Origin of the sequence: Bradyrhizobium sp. ORS 111 (assembly GCF_045571485.1) — a bacterium.
Lineage (GTDB): Bacteria > Pseudomonadota > Alphaproteobacteria > Rhizobiales > Xanthobacteraceae > Bradyrhizobium.
Genome location: NZ_CP120701.1, coordinates 4,685,008 through 4,701,804, shown reverse-complemented (window position 1 = coordinate 4,701,804; position 16,797 = coordinate 4,685,008). Strand labels below are relative to the sequence as shown.

Below are 16,797 nucleotides of genomic sequence, written 5' to 3'. Positions count from 1 at the left end.
AGCGAGAGCGTGGGCTCAGGCGGGTTCGCGCGTCAGGATCAGCGAGGCATTTTGCCCGCCGAAACCGAACGAGTTCGACATCACGGCGGTGACGCGCGCGTCGCGTGCCTTGTTGCCGACCACGTCGAACGGAATTGCCGGATCAGGCACTTCGTAATTGATGGTCGGCGGAATCCGCTGATGCTCGAGCGTGAGCAGCGAGAAGATCGCCTCGACGGCGCCGGCTGCCGAGATGGTGTGGCCTACCATCGACTTGTTCGACGACACCGGAATATTGGGCGTGTGCTCGCCGAACACCGCCGCGGTCGCAAGATATTCCATTTTGTCGTTTTCCGGCGTCGATGTGCCGTGCGCGTTGATGTGGTCGATCTGGTTCGGCTCCATGCCCGCATCGGCAAGCGTCTTGCGCACGCAGCCGATCGCGGGCTTGCCGTCCGGGCTCGAACGCGTGCGGTGGAAGGAGTCGGTGAGTTCGCCGCAGCCGGCGACGACGCCGAGGATGGTTGCGCCACGCGCCATCGCTGCGTCGTAACTTTCGAGCACGAGCGCGCCGGCACCTTCGGCCATCACGAAACCGTCGCGGTTCTTGGAGAACGGCTTCGAGGCACTCTGTGGCGGATCGTTCTGGGTTGAAAGGGCCGACAGCAGCGAGAAGCGCACCATGGCTTCCGGATTGACCGAACCGTCGGTTGCGATGCACAGCGCCGCGTCGGCCTCACCGCGTCGGATCGCCTCGACGCCGAGCTGGATCGCGGTTGCACCGGACGCGCAGGCCGTCGACAGCGAAATCGGCGACCCCTTGGTGCCGAAGGTTTCCGCGAGATGGAGCGCGACGGAGCCGAAGGTGAATCGGCGATGGAAACTGGTGAACTTGCCGCTGCCGCAGGCAGCCAGATACTCGACCAGTCCGAAATCCTTGGTCTCGACGGCGCGCGCGACCTCCAGCCGTTGCGGCCATTCGGTCTCGATCGGGGCAACGGCCAGAAACAGAGGACCGGGAAAATCGCCCTTGCTGCCGATAGCGGATTGCTCGAGCGCTTCCTCCGTGGCCATCACCGCGAGGCGTTCGGAAAGACTGGTCGACGAGAACGGATCGACCGTGACGAAATCAACCGCACCGGCCATCGTCGTCTTCATGCCGTCAATCGGGAAGCGCGTTACGGTCTTGATGCCGGATTCGCCCGCCGTCAGTCGCTTCCAGTTGTCCGTCTTGCCCGCGCCGAGCGAGGTCACGATTCCCATGCCGGTCACGACAACGATCGGCCGGCCGAATTTATCGCGTGGTGCTGTCATGGTTTCCCCGTCGGTGCTGCGCCAGACCTACTTGACGGCCTCGACCAGCGCCATGCCTTCGCCCTGGTAGTGACCGGCCCCCATGACGACAATCTGGGTTGGTGCATCCGCCTTTTCAACCTCGAACCCGGTCGGATCGTTGGCCGGGTAGAGCGCTCCACGCGAGATCGACAATGCGGCGAGCGCCAGCCCAAGCGGAAACTGCGCTTCAACCAAATGGCCGAAGGTCGTCCCGGTGGCCCGTACTGCGAGGCCGGGATGTTCGCTCAGGAAGGCGCGCTCTTCCGCGGTGGCGGGTTCGGCACCGGTCGCTCCCGTGATCAGGACCGTATGCTCGTCGTTGACCCCGAGCTGCGGCCACATCGCCTCCAGTGATCGTGTCAGAGCACCGGATTCCTTGCGCCGGGCGAGATCGGCCACCACCTTGGTCAACTTGGCGTAGGGCTTCGCGCCGCGGGCTTCGGCATGCTCGCGCGATTCCATCACCAGGAATGCGCCGGCCGAACCGATGGCGAAGCCCGGCTTGTCCTTGCGGGCCCAGACCGGCACATACCGGTCTTTCAGGCTGAAACCGCCGAATTGATAGAGCATCAAGAGGTCGCCGCGATCGCCATTGTGGGCGGCACCGACCAATGCGATGTCGCTCTGGCCGGCGCCGATGCGGGCGACCGCGTTGCGCGCCGCGTCGATGCTCGAGGCTTCCTCGCCCATGAAGGTGCGCGAGGTGCCGCACACGCCGTGGACGATCGCGATATTGCCGGCGAGCAGGTTGGAGAGCTGCGCCAGGAACAGCGTCGGCCGCAGCTCGTTCATCAGCTTCTCGTTGATGGCGCCGGACGGCAAGTTGCCTTGCGCGTCGGCATTCATGATCGCCAGGTCGACCGTGAGATCGCGCTCGCCGCCACCGGCCGCGATGATCATGTCCATCCGCGACAGGATTTCCTGATTGCCTTTGACGCCGGCGGAGTCGAGCGCAAGGCCGGCCGCATAGGTGCCGATGCGCTGCCACATCTCCATCTGGCGTTGATCGCCCTTCTTGGGGATCTGGGCGTCGAAGCTGACCGGGGCGATCGGGTGGATCACGTAAGGCGCGATGCGCTGCTCATCGACGTTGACGCGCTTGGCGGCCAGTGCCTCCCAATGCGCGTCCAACCCCTCGCCAAGCGAGGACAGCAGACCAATTCCTGTGATCCAGACTTCTTTCGGCTCAGCCATGGGCAATTGCCTGCAGCGGGAATCCGATCTTGTTGGCCATCGCATCCATGTGGACGCGGAGGGCGGGATCGGGGAAGGGTGTAAGGCCGAAGGTTATTTCAGCGCTGCACTTCAAGTCCTTGCCGACGCGGCCTTTGGCCTTCGTGACCGCGAAGCCTGAGCCTTCGTGCTCGAGCTTTGCATCGATCGTCAAGAGCTGACCGGGGCTGACGAAGCCCCGCATCTTCGCTTCCTTTACGATTGCGAGAAACGGCATGCGTTCGAACTTCAACAGGCCGAGCAAGAGCCATCCCGAGCTCTGCGCCATCGCTTCGGTTAGCAGCACCCCGGGCATGATGGGGAAACCCGGAAAATGCCCTTGGAAAATGCTGTGCGTCGCCGGAACCTGCGCTTCGACCGTAATCGTCTTGGCGTCGAGGTTGAGGTCGACGATCCGGTCAATGAGCTGAAAAGTGTCAAGCTGCATGGCGGGCGATTACGAGCCCGTGCCCGTGCCCGCGTTCTTGGCCGCGACCAACTCGTCGATGCGATCGGCGAGGTTCTTCAGCACGAAGTACTGCTCCGTGGTTGCCTTGCCATCGTTGACCTCCTGGGTCCACTTCTCGAGCGGCATCTTGATTCCGAATGCCTTGTCGATGGCGAAGGCGATGTCCAGGAAGTCGAGACTGTCGATTCCCAGATCGTCGATCGCATGGCTCTCCGGCTTGATCGTGTCGCGCGGAATATCGCAGGTCTCCGCGATAATGTTGGCGATCTGCTCGAATGTGGAGGACATCATTAAGCCTTTGATATATTGGGGGTAATTCCGGAGCGGCTTCGGAGAAAGCGGATGCGTCGCCCCAGCCTCCCCTAGTTTTGTTGCCGGAGTCGTGTGCCCGTATATCGGAGCGGGGCCGTTAGTTCAATGGAGCTGGCCGACCCGGCAGTGGGCTGTTTTTCGGGCAGGGGTTCCGGCCAGCGCGAGGCGCGATGAGATTGCATGGAAGCGTCATCGCGCTTGGGCCCTTGTTTGAACGCTCTCGAGGGAAGCCGCTTCACGCCTTTCCGGATCATGCACTAGCTTCGCGGCATCACCGAAATCTTCGCGCAGTCGCGCCGGCCCATCAGAACGCAGTCCTGGGTCTTGCGCAGGTCGGCGATGCTCACGGCGAGCCAGATCCCGATCGCGGTGAGCGCCACGGTGAAGGCGAAGGCGGCGACGTTGGCAAGCATGCGCTGGCGGAAGTCGTCCGGCTCCTCGCGCGGCTTCTCGTAGCGGGACAAATCATTGGCAACCGACGCCGGACGGACCGGCCGGGTCGGCTCCTGGTGCTTGCCCGGCGGTTGTGCAGAGGTACGCGGCCGGAATTTGAGCACCACGTGCTCCTCATCCGAGGTGATTGGCCGCTGCGTTTTCACTGCTGTTAGTCCGGTCGCGTCGCAGCCAATATGTAGCACGTTCGTCGCGCTCCTCACCTAAAATCTTAGTGCTCGCAGAGGTGGTATTGATGTGTCGACCCCTGGCGTGGAACCGGCCGTCGCCGATCCTGAGTTGACGATCGCCGGCGGCGGGAATCTCAGCGGGCGATAGCTGGCGCGGATGCCGGAAAGGGCGGATGATTTTCGCGGATGCACAGTTTGCGTTGCAATGCCGTCCCTTTCCCGAAACGGTGCAGCCGAGCTTCGCCGATGGCTTCGACGTCCACCGCGTTGCGGCCAAATCGCGAGGCCGGCCTTTCGCTCGGCCGAGACATCATGCCATAGTGGAACCCGGCTGGTGATGCCGGCCAAGGGGAGCAGAAATCATGGCCCATACGCGCGAGCCCTACGTCAAGCCGGTACCGATCCTGTCGCTGCGGCCGACCCAGATGACGGTCGGCATGCACGAGGTGAAGGAGAAGCGAAAGCGCTGGCGCGAGCACGCCTCCGACAAGAAGCGGGCGGAACTGCTCGGCAAGCATATGATCCCCGTGGTCCATGGACCGGATGATCGGTATTACGTGGTCGATCACCATCACATGGCACGTGCGCTGCACGAAGAGGGCGTGAAGGACATCCTGGTCACGGTGATCGGCGACCTCACGATGGTCGAGCGCGACGTGTTCTGGGGCGTGATGGACAACAAGCGCTGGGTCTATCCTTACGACGCCAAGGGCGAACGGCGGCATTTCAAGGATATTCCGAAGACGATCAAGGATCTGAAGGACGATCCGTTCCGCAGCCTGGCCGGCGAGATGCGTCGGGCGGGCGGCTTCGCCAAGGATACGACGCCGTTCAGCGAATTCCTGTGGGCGGATTTCCTGCGCCGGCACATTCCGCGAAAGACGGTGGAGAACAATTTCGACAGGGCGCTGGAGAAGGGACTGGCGCTCGGACGCAGCAAGGATGCGGTCTATCTGCCGGGTTGGTGCGGGCCGGCATCGGACGACTGATCAACCTGGGCGTGCGCGGCGCCGGATCCGGCCGGCGCATGCGGCGCCGCCGAGCCTTCGACCAGGACGGCTCCGCCGCGACGCGGGATGATCCCGCTCCAGTCCGCCAGCGCGAACTCTACTTCGGCTGCCGCCCGAGCATGTAGAACTCGTCGTTCGGACGCATTGCGGTGACGTTGGCCATCCGGTTCGAGAGCGCGAAGAACGCCGCGACCGCGGCGATATCCCAGATGTCGTCGTCGCTGAAGCCGTGAGCGGTGAGGGTGGCGAAGTCGGCTTCCGAGACCTCCTCGGCCGCGCGGTTCACCTTCATCGCGAAATCGAGCATCGCGCGCTGCCGCGGCGTGATATCGGCCTTGCGGTAGTTGGCTGCGATCTGGTCGGCGATCAGCGGGTTCTTGGCGCGGATGCGCAGAATCGCGCCATGGGCGATCACGCAATACTGGCACTGGTTGGCAGCGCTGGTCGCCACCACGATCATCTCGCGCTCGGCCTTGGAGAGCCCGCTGTCCTTTTCCATCAGCGCGTCGTGATAGGCGAAGAACGCGCGAAATTCGTCGGGGCGATAGGCCAGCGACAGGAAGACATTCGGCACGAAACCGGACTTCTCCTGCACCGCCAGGATGCGTGTGCGGATATCGTCGGGGAGCTTGTCGAGGGCAGGCGTGGGAAAGCGTTTTGCGGTCGGCTGGGTCATGAGGTGGTTCCGGCATGCCGCAGGAATGCGGCGTCATCCGAAACCATAGTGGATGATCGCCTCGGTGCAAGGCGCATCGGTCCGCTGCCGCGGCCGTTGTTGACGCATGACGGCGCGCTAGCGCAGCGGCTTCTTCAGCAGCGAGAAGCGATCCGGATCGAGCCCGAGGGAGGGCTGGAGCAGCGGGGCTTCCGCCGGAGCGAGTGAGCGCGGCGGCGCCCGGTCGTTGGCGCCGGAATCGCCGAGCGCGTCGCGATGCGAAGTGGCGCCGCGCCAGCGTTCCAGCACGGCGCTGACGAAATGCATGTCATGGCCGGCGGTGACCGACGGCACCGTGGCGATGGTGGCTTCGCCGCGCGGCACCTGGTGCGGCGGAACTTCCTTGAAGCGCAGGCGTGTCGGCAGCGCCACGCCTTCGCCAAACGCCAGCACCTCGCGGGTGCCGAGCGAGGGCACGAACGACAGCAGGTTGGCGGCGGCGTCCGACACCGCGGAGCGCAGCAGCGCCTGGTCGCGGTCGTTGGCAAGACGCATCGTGAACAGCGTGTTGCACTGGGAGATGATGGTGGCGTCGAGCTCGGCCGGACGCTGGGTGATGAGGCCGAGATAGACGCCGTATTTGCGGCCTTCCTTGGCGATGCGCGACACTGCCTTGCGGGTCGGGCCAAACCCGATGTTGCGGTCAGCGGAAGCGTAGCGATGCGCCTCCTCGCAGACGAACAGCATCGGCGAGACGCCGTCGCTCCACAGGCCGAAATCGAACGCCATGCGGCACAGCACCGACACGACGGAATCGACGACTTCGACCGGGAAGCCGGCGAGCTGCATGATGGTCATCGGCTTGCCGTTGGCCGGCAGGCGGAACAAATGGCTGATCACTTCAGCCATCGTGTCGCCGCCGACATTGGCGTTGTCGAACATGAACGCATAGCGCGGATCGTTGCGCACGGTGTCGATGCGCGAGATCAGCTTGTGATAGATGATGCGCGAGGAGCGGTTCTCCAGTTTGCCCATGCGCTCGTCGATCAGCGAGATCAAGTCGACGAGGCGATAGGGCACCGGCGTATCCACGGTGTAGCCGACCTGCTTGGGGTCAACGCGCTTCAACCCGAGGCCGACCCGGTCGGAGCTCTGATATTGAGTATAGATGCCCTTTGCGAGCGGAATCACTTCGGCGAGGATGTCGAGCTCGTCGGGCACGCCCGGTCGCCCGCCGAACAGCACGTCGACGATTTCTTCGAAGTTGAACAGCCAGAACGGCAGCTTCAGGTTTCGCGGGTTGAGCACCTGCGCGCGCTCGCCGAAGCAGCGGCCGTACTCGTTGTGGACGTCGAGTAGGAAGATGCGCAGATTCGGCCGCGATCTCAGGATCTCGTTGAGCAGGAGCGACACGCCGGTCGACTTGCCGACGCCGGTCGAGCCGAGCACCGCGAAGTGCTTGGAGAGCATTTCCTCGACATCGACGTAGGCAATCACCGAGCGATCCTGCTGCAGCGTGCCGACATTGATCTGGTCCGAGCCGCTCGGCGCGTATACCGTGCGCAGCTCCTGGTTGGTGATCAGCTCGACGCCGTCGCCGATCGTCGGATAGTGAGTGACGCCGCGTTGGAACTTGGGGCGTTCGCCGCCGAGGATCTCGCCGAGCAGGTCGACCGAGGCGGTGGCTATGTAGGTGTCGGAGGGCGGCAGGTCCTCGCACGAGACTTCGGTGATCATGGCGACGATGACCGAGCTTGCGCAACGGACGCTGACGAACCGGCCGACAGTCGCACGCATTTCCGAAAGCGGCATCTGGCCGGTGGCCATCAGCCCGACCCGGGCCTGCGAGCCGCGCACAGAGATCACACGTCCGAAGGATGTCACTGTTGTGGCCTGGTTGTTCCGAAAAAATTAAACGTCCGGACCAATATGCCGGGACGGGATTGGACAATCCGTTAAATCGTCGTGGTTCCGGATCGGCTAAATCTACTGCTTCGCAGTGACGATTTGTTCTCGTAGCGCGATGAAGTGCGATGAAGCGGCTTGGTTTCCGGGAAGAAATCCTCGCTTTGCGACGGGCTGCAATTGTTTCGCAGTGTTTCCGTTAAGGTCGGATTTACCATGTTCAACGAGCGCATTCTGCGGATCATGGTCGTCGGCGCGCTGCGTGCTCTGCCACGCCGATTCTCGGTATCGTGTAACCGATTGCTAACTGCGACTTGTAACGCGCTCTCCATTTGTCGCGCGTAACGATGCGGTCTCTCGGGGAGACCAGCGTGAGCATCGAGGATCGCTATCCGACGCCAGGAAATGTCGAGAGCGGCTCGACCAAGGGGCTTGCGTTCTGCGCCGGCCTGTTGGTGGGCAGCCTGCTTGGGAGCGCGACGGCGAGCTGGAGCGCGCGCGAAGGGCTGCTGATGGCGGCGGTCGTGATCCTGGGCGTCATTGTCTTCCTGGTGTTGAAGCGACATCAGATCTCGGATGAGCGGCTCGCCGTCGAGCGCCGCAATCTCTCGACCGCGGTGAACAACATTCCGCAGGGGCTCGTCCTCTACGATGCGTCGGCCCGCATCATCATCTGCAACCGGACTTACCTCGAGATGTTCGGCCTCTCGCCTGACATCGCAAAGCCAGGCTGCACGATGCAGCGGCTGATCGCGCACCGCCAGGAGACCGGATCGTTCGACGGTGACGTCGACGAATTCTGCAATGCCATCATCCGCAATGTGGCGCTCGGCAAGGCAACGCGTCAGCTCACGGAGGCACCGGGCGGGCGTGCAATCGAGATCGTAAACAAGCCGCTGCCTCAGGGCGGATGGGTGGCGACGATCGAGGACATCACCGAGCGCACCCGCGCCGACGAGAAGATCGCCCATATGGCGCACTATGATGCGCTGACCGATCTGCCTAACCGTGTGCTGTTCCGGGAGCGGCTGGAGCAGGCGCTGAAGGCGATCCGGCCGGGCGAGCAGCTCGCCGTCATGTACATCGACATCGACGAGTTCAAGAGCGTCAACGACGCGCTTGGCCATCAGATCGGCGACGAGCTGCTCAAGGCGATCGCCGACCGCCTGCGCTCCTGCCTGAAGGATACCGACGTCGCGGCCCGGCTCGGCGGTGACGAGTTCGCCGTGATCCAGACCGCGATCCACAGCCACACCGAGACCATGCAGCTTCTGGCTGCGATCTATCAGACGATCCGCGAGCCGATCGATTGCGTCGGGCATCTGATCACCACCGACGCCAGCGTCGGGATTGCGATGGCGCCCGCCGACGGCCTCGAACTCGATCAGTTGCTGCGCAACGCTGACCTCGCGCTGTACGGGGCGAAGAGCGACGGCCGCCGCACCTACCGGTTCTTCGAGGCCGGCATGGATGCGCGCGCCAAGGCGCGGCGCAGTCTCGAGCTCGAGTTGCGCCGGGCCATCGCCGATGGCGGCTTCGAGCTCCACTATCAGCCGCTGCTCCATCTCGAGGCCGGCCAGGTCAGTTGCTGCGAAGCCCTGTTGCGCTGGCGTCATCCCGAACGCGGCACCATCTCGCCGGCGGATTTCATTCCGGTCGCCGAGGAGACCGGCTTGATCAACGATCTCGGGCACTGGGTGCTTAATAGCGCATGCCGCGAGGCGGTGAACTGGCCCGACCACGTTCACGTCGCGGTCAACGTATCTCCGATTCAGTTCAAGAGCCAGACGCTGGCGCTGAACGTCGCCGCCGCGCTTGCGGCTTCGGGGCTCCCGGCCTCGCGGCTCGAACTCGAGATCACCGAGGCGGTGCTGATCCGCGACGACGATGCCGCGCTCGATATCCTGCACCAGTTGCGCGAGCTCGGCGTGCGGATCGCGCTGGACGATTTCGGCACCGGCTATTCCTCGCTCAGTTATCTGCAGCGGTTCCCGTTCGACAAGATCAAGATCGATCGCGCCTTCATCAAGGATCTCGCCGGCGCTGGTGCGTCCTCGACGATCGTCCAGGCGGTCGTAAACATTGCCGCCGCCAGCGACATGACGACCACTGCCGAGGGCGTCGAGACCGAGCAGCAGCGCAACATGCTCCGCATCCTCGGCTGCACCGAAATGCAGGGCTATCTGTTCAGCCGTCCGGTGCCGGCGGCCGAGATCCGCAAGCTGCTGTCGTCGCACCGCGAGGATGTGGCTTCGGTCGCCTGACGGCGGGTCTTGGCGTGGTACCGGCCGGCACCCACTATCTTGTTGACGAGACCTGATCCCTTGTACACTTAGTGCAAATTGCGCGCTGATCACGTCGCGGCGATGTCTTGCGCCGTCGATCTGGCGTCGCCGCCGAAGGAGGTCGCCTCGTGCAGCCCGAACCGATCTTCGATCTCGCTCATCTCGGCCATACGGAGCTGCTGACGCCGAAGCCGGACGAGAGCCTCAAGTTCTTTGTCGGTGTCATGGGCATGACCGTCAGCGGCCGGAAAGGCGAGTCGGTCTACCTGCGCGGCTGGGACGACTATGAACGTTATTCGCTCAAGCTCACGGCATCGAAGACCTCGGGCATGGAGCACATGGCGTTGCGCGCCCGCAGCCCGCAGGCGCTCGAGCGCCGCGTCGCCGCCCTGAAGGGCTCCGGCTTCGATATCGGCTGGGTCGACGACGACATGGGGCAGGGGCCGGCATTCCGCTGCCGCGATCCCGATGGTCACGTCATCGAACTCTATTACGAGACCGAGTGGTACGAGGCGCCTGCCGAGCTGAAGCCCGCGCTGAAGAATCAGGCGCAGCGCTTTCCGGCGCGCGGCGTCAATGTCCGCCGGCTCGATCATCTCAACTGCCTCGCGGTCGACATCAAGGCCAATCGTCTGTTCTTCGAAAATTATCTCGGTTGCCGGACCACCGAGCAGATCGTGCTGAATGACGGCAGCGAAGCCGCGATGTGGATGACGATGTCGAACAAGAGCTACGACTTCGCCTATACGCGCGATCACTACGGCGTATCCGGCCGCTTCCACCACGTCACCTACGCGCTCGACAGCCGCGAGGAGATCCTGCGCGCTGCCGATATCTTTCTCGAGAACGACGTGCACATCGAGACCGGGCCGCACAAGCACGCGATCCAGCAGACCTTCTTCCTTTACGTCTACGAGCCCGGCGGCAACCGTGTCGAGGTCGCCAATGCCGGCGCGCGCCTGATCCTTGCGCCGGACTGGAAGCCGATCGTGTGGACCGAGGATGAGCGCAAGAAGGGACAGGCCTGGGGTTTGAAGACGATCGAATCGTTCCACACCCACGGCACGCCACCCGTGCAGCGCTGAGACGCAGCTCGCGATCCGGCATCGCAGGCCTCCTACACGGCGCCGATTGCGAAACGCGTCGATACGCCGCCGCGACCACAAGCGGTCGATGGCTATAGTGTCTGACGCATGATCGACATGGTCTGGTTCGAGAGGATCGACACAATGAAAGGCAAGACGTCGAAGGGATCGGCGAAGATCGCAAGGAAAGTCCCCGCCAAACGGAGTGCTGCAAAGCCGCGTCTCCTTGCGGGCGGCAATCCCCAGATTCCGAAGGGTGAGGGCGACGCTCCCGTGCAGGCCTATATCGCGGCGATGCCAGGCTGGAAACGCGACGTCGGACGCAGCCTCGACGCGCTGATCTCGCGCACCGTGCCCAGCGTGCACAAAGCGGTGAAATGGAACTCGCCGCTTTACGGCATGGAAGGTCAAGGCTGGTTTCTCGGAATTCACACCTTCACGAATTACGTCAAAGTGGCGTTTTTCCGCGGCGCATCGCTGCGTCCTGTCCCGCCGGGCGAATCCAAGCAGCCGGATACGCGCTACCTCAACATCCACGAGAGCGACGAGTTGGACGAAACCCAGTTCGCCGCCTGGGTCAAGCAAGCCAGTCAACTGCCGGGCGAACGAATGTAAGTGGCGCTGCGGCCTTGCGGGCGCTGCGTTCCTCACCATGTCTCGGAGGCCCGAACGGCAGCACGAGGTGGCGCCATGGCGTCGCAACCCGACTTCTCCAGTGAGACCTTCAACAGAGATCCCGCCGCCGGCATCACCGCTTTGCGTGCTCACGGGCAGCTCGTCGAAGTGAAATTTCCGATTGTCGGGCGAGTCTGGCTGACGACCACCTATGAGACGGCCTCGGAAATGTTGAAGGACAGCACGACCTTCACACTCCGCAAGGAGGATGGCGAGGTCGCCGGTTTGCGCTGGTGGATGCCGAAGTCGATCGCCACCGTCGCCAACAACATGCTGACGATGGACGAGCCCGACCATACGCGTCTGCGCAGCATCGTCGATGAGGCCTTTCGCCGCCGCGCCGTGCTCGACATGGAGCCGCATATCCGCGCCATCGCCGATCGCCTGGCCGACGAGCTGTTCGCAGCCGGAAGCCCGGCCGATCTCGTTCAGCGCTATGCGCGCATCGTGCCGGTATCGGTGATCTGCGAGCTGCTCGGGCTGCCGACGGCCGACCGACCGAAATTCATCGCCTGGGCCAATGCGATGACGCAGCTCAGGGGCCCGATCAGCTTCCTGCGCATGATGGGCTCGCTGTCGAAGATGCGGCGGTATCTCGCGGAGCAATTGCAGTCGGTCCGCGAGAGCGGTGGTGTGGGGCTGATCGCCGAGCTGGTGCAGGTTGAGAAGGAGGGCGGCCGGATCACGCCCGACGAGATGGTCTCGATGATGTTCCTGTTGCTCGGCGCCGGCTCCGAGACCACGACGCATCTGATCAGCGGATCGGTGTTCGAACTGCTGCGGGATCCCGCGCGGCGCGATTGGCTCGCGGCCGATTGGAGCCGCATCGGCCTCGCGGTGGAGGAATTCCTGCGCTTCGTGTCGCCGGTGCAGTTCACCAAGCCGCGCTATGTCAGGCGCGATGTCGAGCTCGGTGGCGTCAGGCTGAAGAAGGGTGATCGCGTGATGGCGATGATTGCGGCCGCCAACATCGATCCGACCGCGCATGAGCACCCTGAACGGATGGATCTCGAGCGCCGGCCGAACCGGCACGTCTCGTTCGGGACCGGAATCCATTTCTGTCTCGGACACCAGCTCGCGCGAATCGAGGCGGCTTGCGCGCTGCAGTCCCTGTTCACCCGGTGGCCCCGCCTGCAGCTTGCGGTCAAGCCTGAGCACGTCCGCTGGCGCGGCCGTCCGGGCATTCGCGCGATCGACAGACTGCCGGTCGTCGCCGGCGGCTGATGGGGTATGCGACGGGATCGTTGCTTGACCTCTGGCGTTCGGTGTTAGGCTGCGCCGCGACACGAATGTCAGAGGGAAACGTCGATGAGCGAACAGACGACGGACAAGCGCGTGCGGGAGGCGTCCCGCAGGCATTTCCTGCAGGCGGGTGCAGCGTTGGCCGGTGGCTCCGCGGTGGCGGGGCTGGGCGGTTCGAGCGCGCTTGCCGAGGGCGGGAGCAATCTTCCACCCAACGTCCCCGAATGGATGAAGGCGCCCGGCGATCCGATGGGAAGCCAGCCCTACGGCACCCCTTCGGTTCATGAGAAGGGCGTCATCAAGAACATCTCAAAGACGCTGACGCAATACATCTCTGGCTCGGGCCGCACGCCGCTGCAGGAGCTCGACGGCATCATCACGCCGAACGGTTTGTTCTACGAGCGGCACCATGGCGGCGTGCCGACCATCGATCCGGCCGAGCATCGGCTGATGCTGCATGGCATGGTCGATCGTCCGCTGGTGTTCACGATGGACGACATCCGCCGCTTTCCGTCGCAGTCGCGCATCCATTTCCTCGAGTGCTCCGGCAACCCGGTCTACACCAAGCCTTACGGCAGAACGGCATCGGACCTCGTCGGCCTCCTGAGCTGCGCCGAATGGACCGGCGTGCCGCTGAAGACGGTGCTGAACGAGGCCGGCTTGCAGGCCGGCGCAAAATGGATCGTGGCCGAGGGCGCCGACGCGGCCGCGCTGACCCGCAGCATCCCGATCGAGAAATGCCTGGACGACGCGATGCTGGTCTACAGCCAGAACGGCGAACGGCTGCGCCCGCAGCAGGGCTATCCGTTGCGTCTGCTGCTGCCCGGCTTCGAAGGCAACATGAACGTGAAGTGGCTGCGCCGGCTCAAGGTGGTGGCCGAGCCCGCCTATTCGCGCGAGGAGACCTCGAAATATACCGACCCGATGCCCAACGGCACGGCACGCGAATTCACCTTCTATATGGAAGCCAAATCGATCATCACGCGGCCCTCGGGTGGGCAGAAGCTGACCACCAAGGGCTTCCATGAGATCACGGGGCTTGCCTGGAGCGGCCATGGCAAGATCAAGCGGGTCGAGGTGTCGGTCGATGACGGCAAGACCTGGCAGGACGCCGTGCTGCAGGAGCCGGTGTTGACGCGGGCGCTGACGCGCTTCCGCTTGCCCTGGCATTGGGATGGAGCGCCCGCGGTGATCCAGAGCCGCGCCATCGACGAGACCGGCTACATGCAGCCGACGCTTGCTGAATTGGTGGCGGTGCGTGGCGTCAACTCCTTCTACCACAACAATGCGATCTGGCCCTGGCGGATCGACGCGAACGGCGAGGTGAGCAATGCGCAGGCTTGATCTCAAGGTCGCGCTGCTGGCGGGCGCCATCGCCGCGATCGGTTTTGCTGCGCAGGCCGAGGAGCGCTACGGTATCGGCCGGCCGCCGACGCCGGCCGAGATCGCCGGCTGGAATATCGATATCGGTCGTGACGGCTCCAACCTGCCGCCAGGCAGCGGCAGCGCCGAGCGCGGGCGCGTGGTGTTCAGCGAGCAATGCGTGGCCTGTCATGGCGACAACGGGCAGGGCGGCGTCGGCGATCGTCTGGTCGGCGGACAGGGCACGCTCGCGAGCCCCAAGCCGATCCGCACCGTCGGCAGCTACTGGCCCTACGCCCCGACGCTGTTCGACTACATCCGCCGCGCCATGCCGCAGAACGCGCCGCAGTCGCTGAGCAACGAGGATGTCTACGCGGTATCCGCCTACATCCTCAGCCTCAACGGCATCGTGCCGGCCGACGCCGTGCTCGACGCCAAGTCGCTTGCCGCGATCAAGATGCCGAACCGCGACGGCTTCGTCAGCGATCCACGGCCCGACGTGCATAACCACTGACGGTCGTTCAACCCAGCGCCCGGCGGCTTCGACAGCCGCCGGTGCGCCTTGGCACCGTGCATCGTTCGCGACGGTGGATAAACGCGCCGTTCGCTGCCGCTTGTTTGAACGCCTTTGCGTCTAACGCGTTATAGTTGCGGAGATCGTGTCGGACCTTGACGGGGCGACGGCGGAGGTGAGTGATTTGACCGACGTCTGGATGCGGAAATCGACGGCCGAGCTGCTGCAGGAGGCAGTTCAGGCAGTTGGCGACGCGGAGGCGCCACGCTTCAAACGCTCGCTCTCGGCATTGCAACTGGTGAGCCTCGGCATCGGCGGCATCATCGGCGCCGGCATCTTCGTGCTGACCGGCCACGCGGCAGCCGCGAATGCCGGCCCAGCAGTCACCATCTCCTTCGCGCTGGGCGCCGTTGCCTGCGCCTTTGCCGGGCTGTGCTACGCCGAGATGGCGTCGACCGTGCCGATCTGCGGCAGCGCCTATACCTATGCCTATGCGACGCTCGGTGAGCTGATCGCCTGGATCATCGGCTGGGACCTGATCCTCGAATACGCGGTCGGTGCGATTGCAGTGTCGGTCGGCTGGTCCGGCTATTTCGTCAGCTTCGTGCGCGATTTCGGCATCAACCTGCCGCCGCAACTGACCTCGGCGCCGCTCGCCTATGACGTCAACACCGGCGGATGGTCCTCGACCGGCGCGATCATCAACATACCGGCGATGGCGATCATCGCCTTCATCACGACGCTCCTGGTGATCGGCATCCGCGAATCCGCGCGCTTCACCAGCTTCATCGTTGTGCTCAAGCTGATCGTCATCGCGCTGTTCCTCGCTACCACAGCGTCGTCGGTGACGACCGCGAACTGGGTCACCGCGAGCAATCCGGATGGCTTGCTGATCCCGCCGAATGCCGGCCCGGGCGCCTTTGGCTGGTCCGGCGTGATCCGCGGTGCGGCCGTGGTGTTCTTCGCCTATATCGGCTTCGACGCGGTCTCGACCACGGCACAGGAGGCGAAGACGCCGGAGCGCGACATGCCGATTGGCATTCTCGGTTCGCTCGTCATCTGCGCCGCGCTCTATGTCGCCGTCGGCTTCGTGTTGACCGGCATCGTGCCGTACGACCGGCTGAACGTGCCCGACCCGATCGCGGTCGGCATCGACACCGTCGGCGTCCGTTGGCTCGGTCCGTTCATTAAGCTCGGAATCCTGTTCGGGCTGACCTCGGTGATCCTGATCATGCTGCTGGCGCAGCCGCGGATCTTCCGCTCGATGGCGCATGACGGCCTGCTGCCGGCGGTCGCCGCAAAAATCCATCCGCGCTTCCAGACGCCCTACGTCTCGACCATCGTGTCCGGTGTGGTCGCCGCGATCCTCGCCGGTCTGCTGCCGATCGGTCTGGTTGGTGAGCTCGTCAGCATCGGCACGCTGTTTGCGTTCATGGTGGTTTCGATCGGCACGCTGGTGCTGCGCCTGTGCGATCCCGATTTGCCGCGCCCGTTCAGGGCGCCGGCGATCTGGCTGGTGGCGCCCGCGGGTGCCGTGACGTCGCTGTTCCTGATGCTCGGCCTGCCGCTCGACACCTGGATCCGGCTCGTGGTGTGGCTGGTGATCGGGCTCGCGATCTACGCGGTCTACGGCCGACGCCACAGCCGGCTGCGCGCCAGCGGTGAGGGCTAGGCCGATCTGTGGGCGTCACCCACACTGCGTCCCTGCGCACACACCAATTTCGGCTTTGATTGTCAAACAGCGTGCTGCTGTCATCACCCGCGTATGCGGGTGACCCAGTATTCCAGAGACGCCAGCGACTGAAATGAGAGGCTGCGGCTCGCTCCATCGCGTCGTCCCGGCGAAGGCCGGGACCCATACGCCGCGGCTTGTGTTGTGAACGAGACTCGTCGTTCCAGACGGTGCATAACAACATGCATTCGGGGTTATGGGTCCCGGCCTTCGCCGGGACGACGGCGAGTGTATTGCACCGCTGGCGAGCCATAGATTTGCATTCTAGCGACGTGATTCGTCCGAGCTTTGCTTCTCGTTTCGCCCTCTCTTGAACAGAGAGGGCGCAGGGAAAGCCGGGTGCCGATCGCACCCATGGGCGGGGGTAGGACCACAGGTGTAACCGGAAAACACTCCGGCTTT

General features: G+C 64.1%; 15 protein-coding genes. 8 read left to right on the top strand and 7 right to left on the bottom strand.

Annotation, left to right across the window (positions count from 1 at the left end; translation table 11 throughout):
- Positions 1-15: 15 nt before the first annotated feature.
- From P6U30_RS22035 to P6U30_RS22015, 5 genes are all read right to left on the bottom strand, one after another.
- Positions 16-1,293, bottom strand: coding sequence for a beta-ketoacyl-ACP synthase (locus tag P6U30_RS22035; protein ID WP_407165014.1), 1,278 nt, complete (start codon positions 1,291-1,293; stop codon positions 16-18).
- 27 nt (positions 1,294-1,320) lie between these two features.
- On the bottom strand, positions 1,321-2,508 hold the full coding sequence (locus tag P6U30_RS22030; RefSeq protein ID WP_407165013.1) for a beta-ketoacyl-ACP synthase: 1,188 nt from the start codon (positions 2,506-2,508) through the stop codon (positions 1,321-1,323).
- Entirely contained in the window at positions 2,501-2,974 is a 474-nt protein-coding gene (locus P6U30_RS22025) for a 3-hydroxyacyl-ACP dehydratase FabZ family protein (RefSeq protein WP_407146897.1), read from the bottom strand. Before P6U30_RS22025 ends, P6U30_RS22030 begins: the two co-directional genes overlap by 8 nt.
- Positions 2,975-2,983: 9 nt before the next feature.
- Complete coding sequence (locus P6U30_RS22020; RefSeq protein WP_024582229.1) at positions 2,984-3,283, bottom strand: acyl carrier protein; 300 nt, start codon at positions 3,281-3,283, stop codon at positions 2,984-2,986.
- Positions 3,284-3,564: 281 nt separating this feature from the next.
- Positions 3,565-3,906 (bottom strand): hypothetical protein, encoded by a 342-nt coding sequence (locus P6U30_RS22015; RefSeq protein ID WP_407165012.1) that lies wholly within the window; start codon positions 3,904-3,906, stop codon positions 3,565-3,567.
- A gap of 386 nt (positions 3,907-4,292) precedes the next feature.
- Here P6U30_RS22015 and P6U30_RS22010 point away from each other — a divergent pair, with 386 nt between their 5' ends.
- Positions 4,293-4,919, top strand: a complete 627-nt coding sequence (locus P6U30_RS22010) for a ParB-like protein (RefSeq protein WP_407165011.1) — start codon at positions 4,293-4,295, stop codon at positions 4,917-4,919.
- Positions 4,920-5,037: 118 nt separating this feature from the next.
- Here the strand turns inward: P6U30_RS22010 and P6U30_RS22005 are convergent, their stop codons facing one another.
- Both P6U30_RS22005 and P6U30_RS22000 read right to left on the bottom strand, forming a co-directional pair.
- Positions 5,038-5,616 carry a peroxidase-related enzyme gene (locus P6U30_RS22005; protein ID WP_407165010.1) on the bottom strand — a complete coding sequence of 193 codons (579 nt, stop codon included), beginning with the start codon at positions 5,614-5,616 and terminating at the stop codon, positions 5,038-5,040.
- Between the two features lie 117 nt (positions 5,617-5,733).
- Entirely contained in the window at positions 5,734-7,422 is a 1,689-nt protein-coding gene (locus P6U30_RS22000; protein ID WP_407170507.1) for an ATP-binding protein, read from the bottom strand.
- A gap of 449 nt (positions 7,423-7,871) precedes the next feature.
- On the opposite strand from P6U30_RS22000, the gene P6U30_RS21995 reads away from it, so the two are divergent.
- The 7 genes from P6U30_RS21995 (at position 7,872) to P6U30_RS21965 (ending at position 16,335) form a co-directional block, all read left to right on the top strand.
- The gene (locus P6U30_RS21995; RefSeq protein ID WP_407165009.1) at positions 7,872-9,764 is read left to right on the top strand and encodes a putative bifunctional diguanylate cyclase/phosphodiesterase; all 1,893 of its coding nucleotides are present in this window, start codon (positions 7,872-7,874) and stop codon (positions 9,762-9,764) included.
- Positions 9,765-9,913: 149 nt separating this feature from the next.
- The gene (locus P6U30_RS21990) at positions 9,914-10,870 is read left to right on the top strand and encodes a catechol 2,3-dioxygenase (protein ID WP_407165008.1); all 957 of its coding nucleotides are present in this window, start codon (positions 9,914-9,916) and stop codon (positions 10,868-10,870) included.
- A 144-nt stretch (positions 10,871-11,014) separates the two neighbouring features.
- Positions 11,015-11,485: a DUF1801 domain-containing protein gene (locus tag P6U30_RS21985; protein WP_407170506.1), complete on the top strand. Its 471-nt coding sequence runs from the start codon at positions 11,015-11,017 to the stop codon at positions 11,483-11,485.
- Positions 11,486-11,560: 75 nt separating this feature from the next.
- Positions 11,561-12,769 (top strand): cytochrome P450, encoded by a 1,209-nt coding sequence (locus tag P6U30_RS21980; protein ID WP_407165007.1) that lies wholly within the window; start codon positions 11,561-11,563, stop codon positions 12,767-12,769.
- Between the two features lie 84 nt (positions 12,770-12,853).
- The gene (gene soxC, locus P6U30_RS21975) at positions 12,854-14,131 is read left to right on the top strand and encodes a sulfite dehydrogenase (RefSeq protein WP_407165006.1); all 1,278 of its coding nucleotides are present in this window, start codon (positions 12,854-12,856) and stop codon (positions 14,129-14,131) included.
- Positions 14,118-14,663: a c-type cytochrome gene (locus tag P6U30_RS21970; RefSeq protein ID WP_407165005.1), complete on the top strand. Its 546-nt coding sequence runs from the start codon at positions 14,118-14,120 to the stop codon at positions 14,661-14,663. The genes soxC and P6U30_RS21970 overlap by 14 nt, the downstream gene beginning before the upstream one ends.
- A gap of 199 nt (positions 14,664-14,862) precedes the next feature.
- A complete protein-coding gene (locus P6U30_RS21965; RefSeq protein ID WP_407170505.1) occupies positions 14,863-16,335 on the top strand; it encodes an amino acid permease in 1,473 nt (490 codons plus the stop codon).
- Positions 16,336-16,797: the final 462 nt, after the last annotated feature.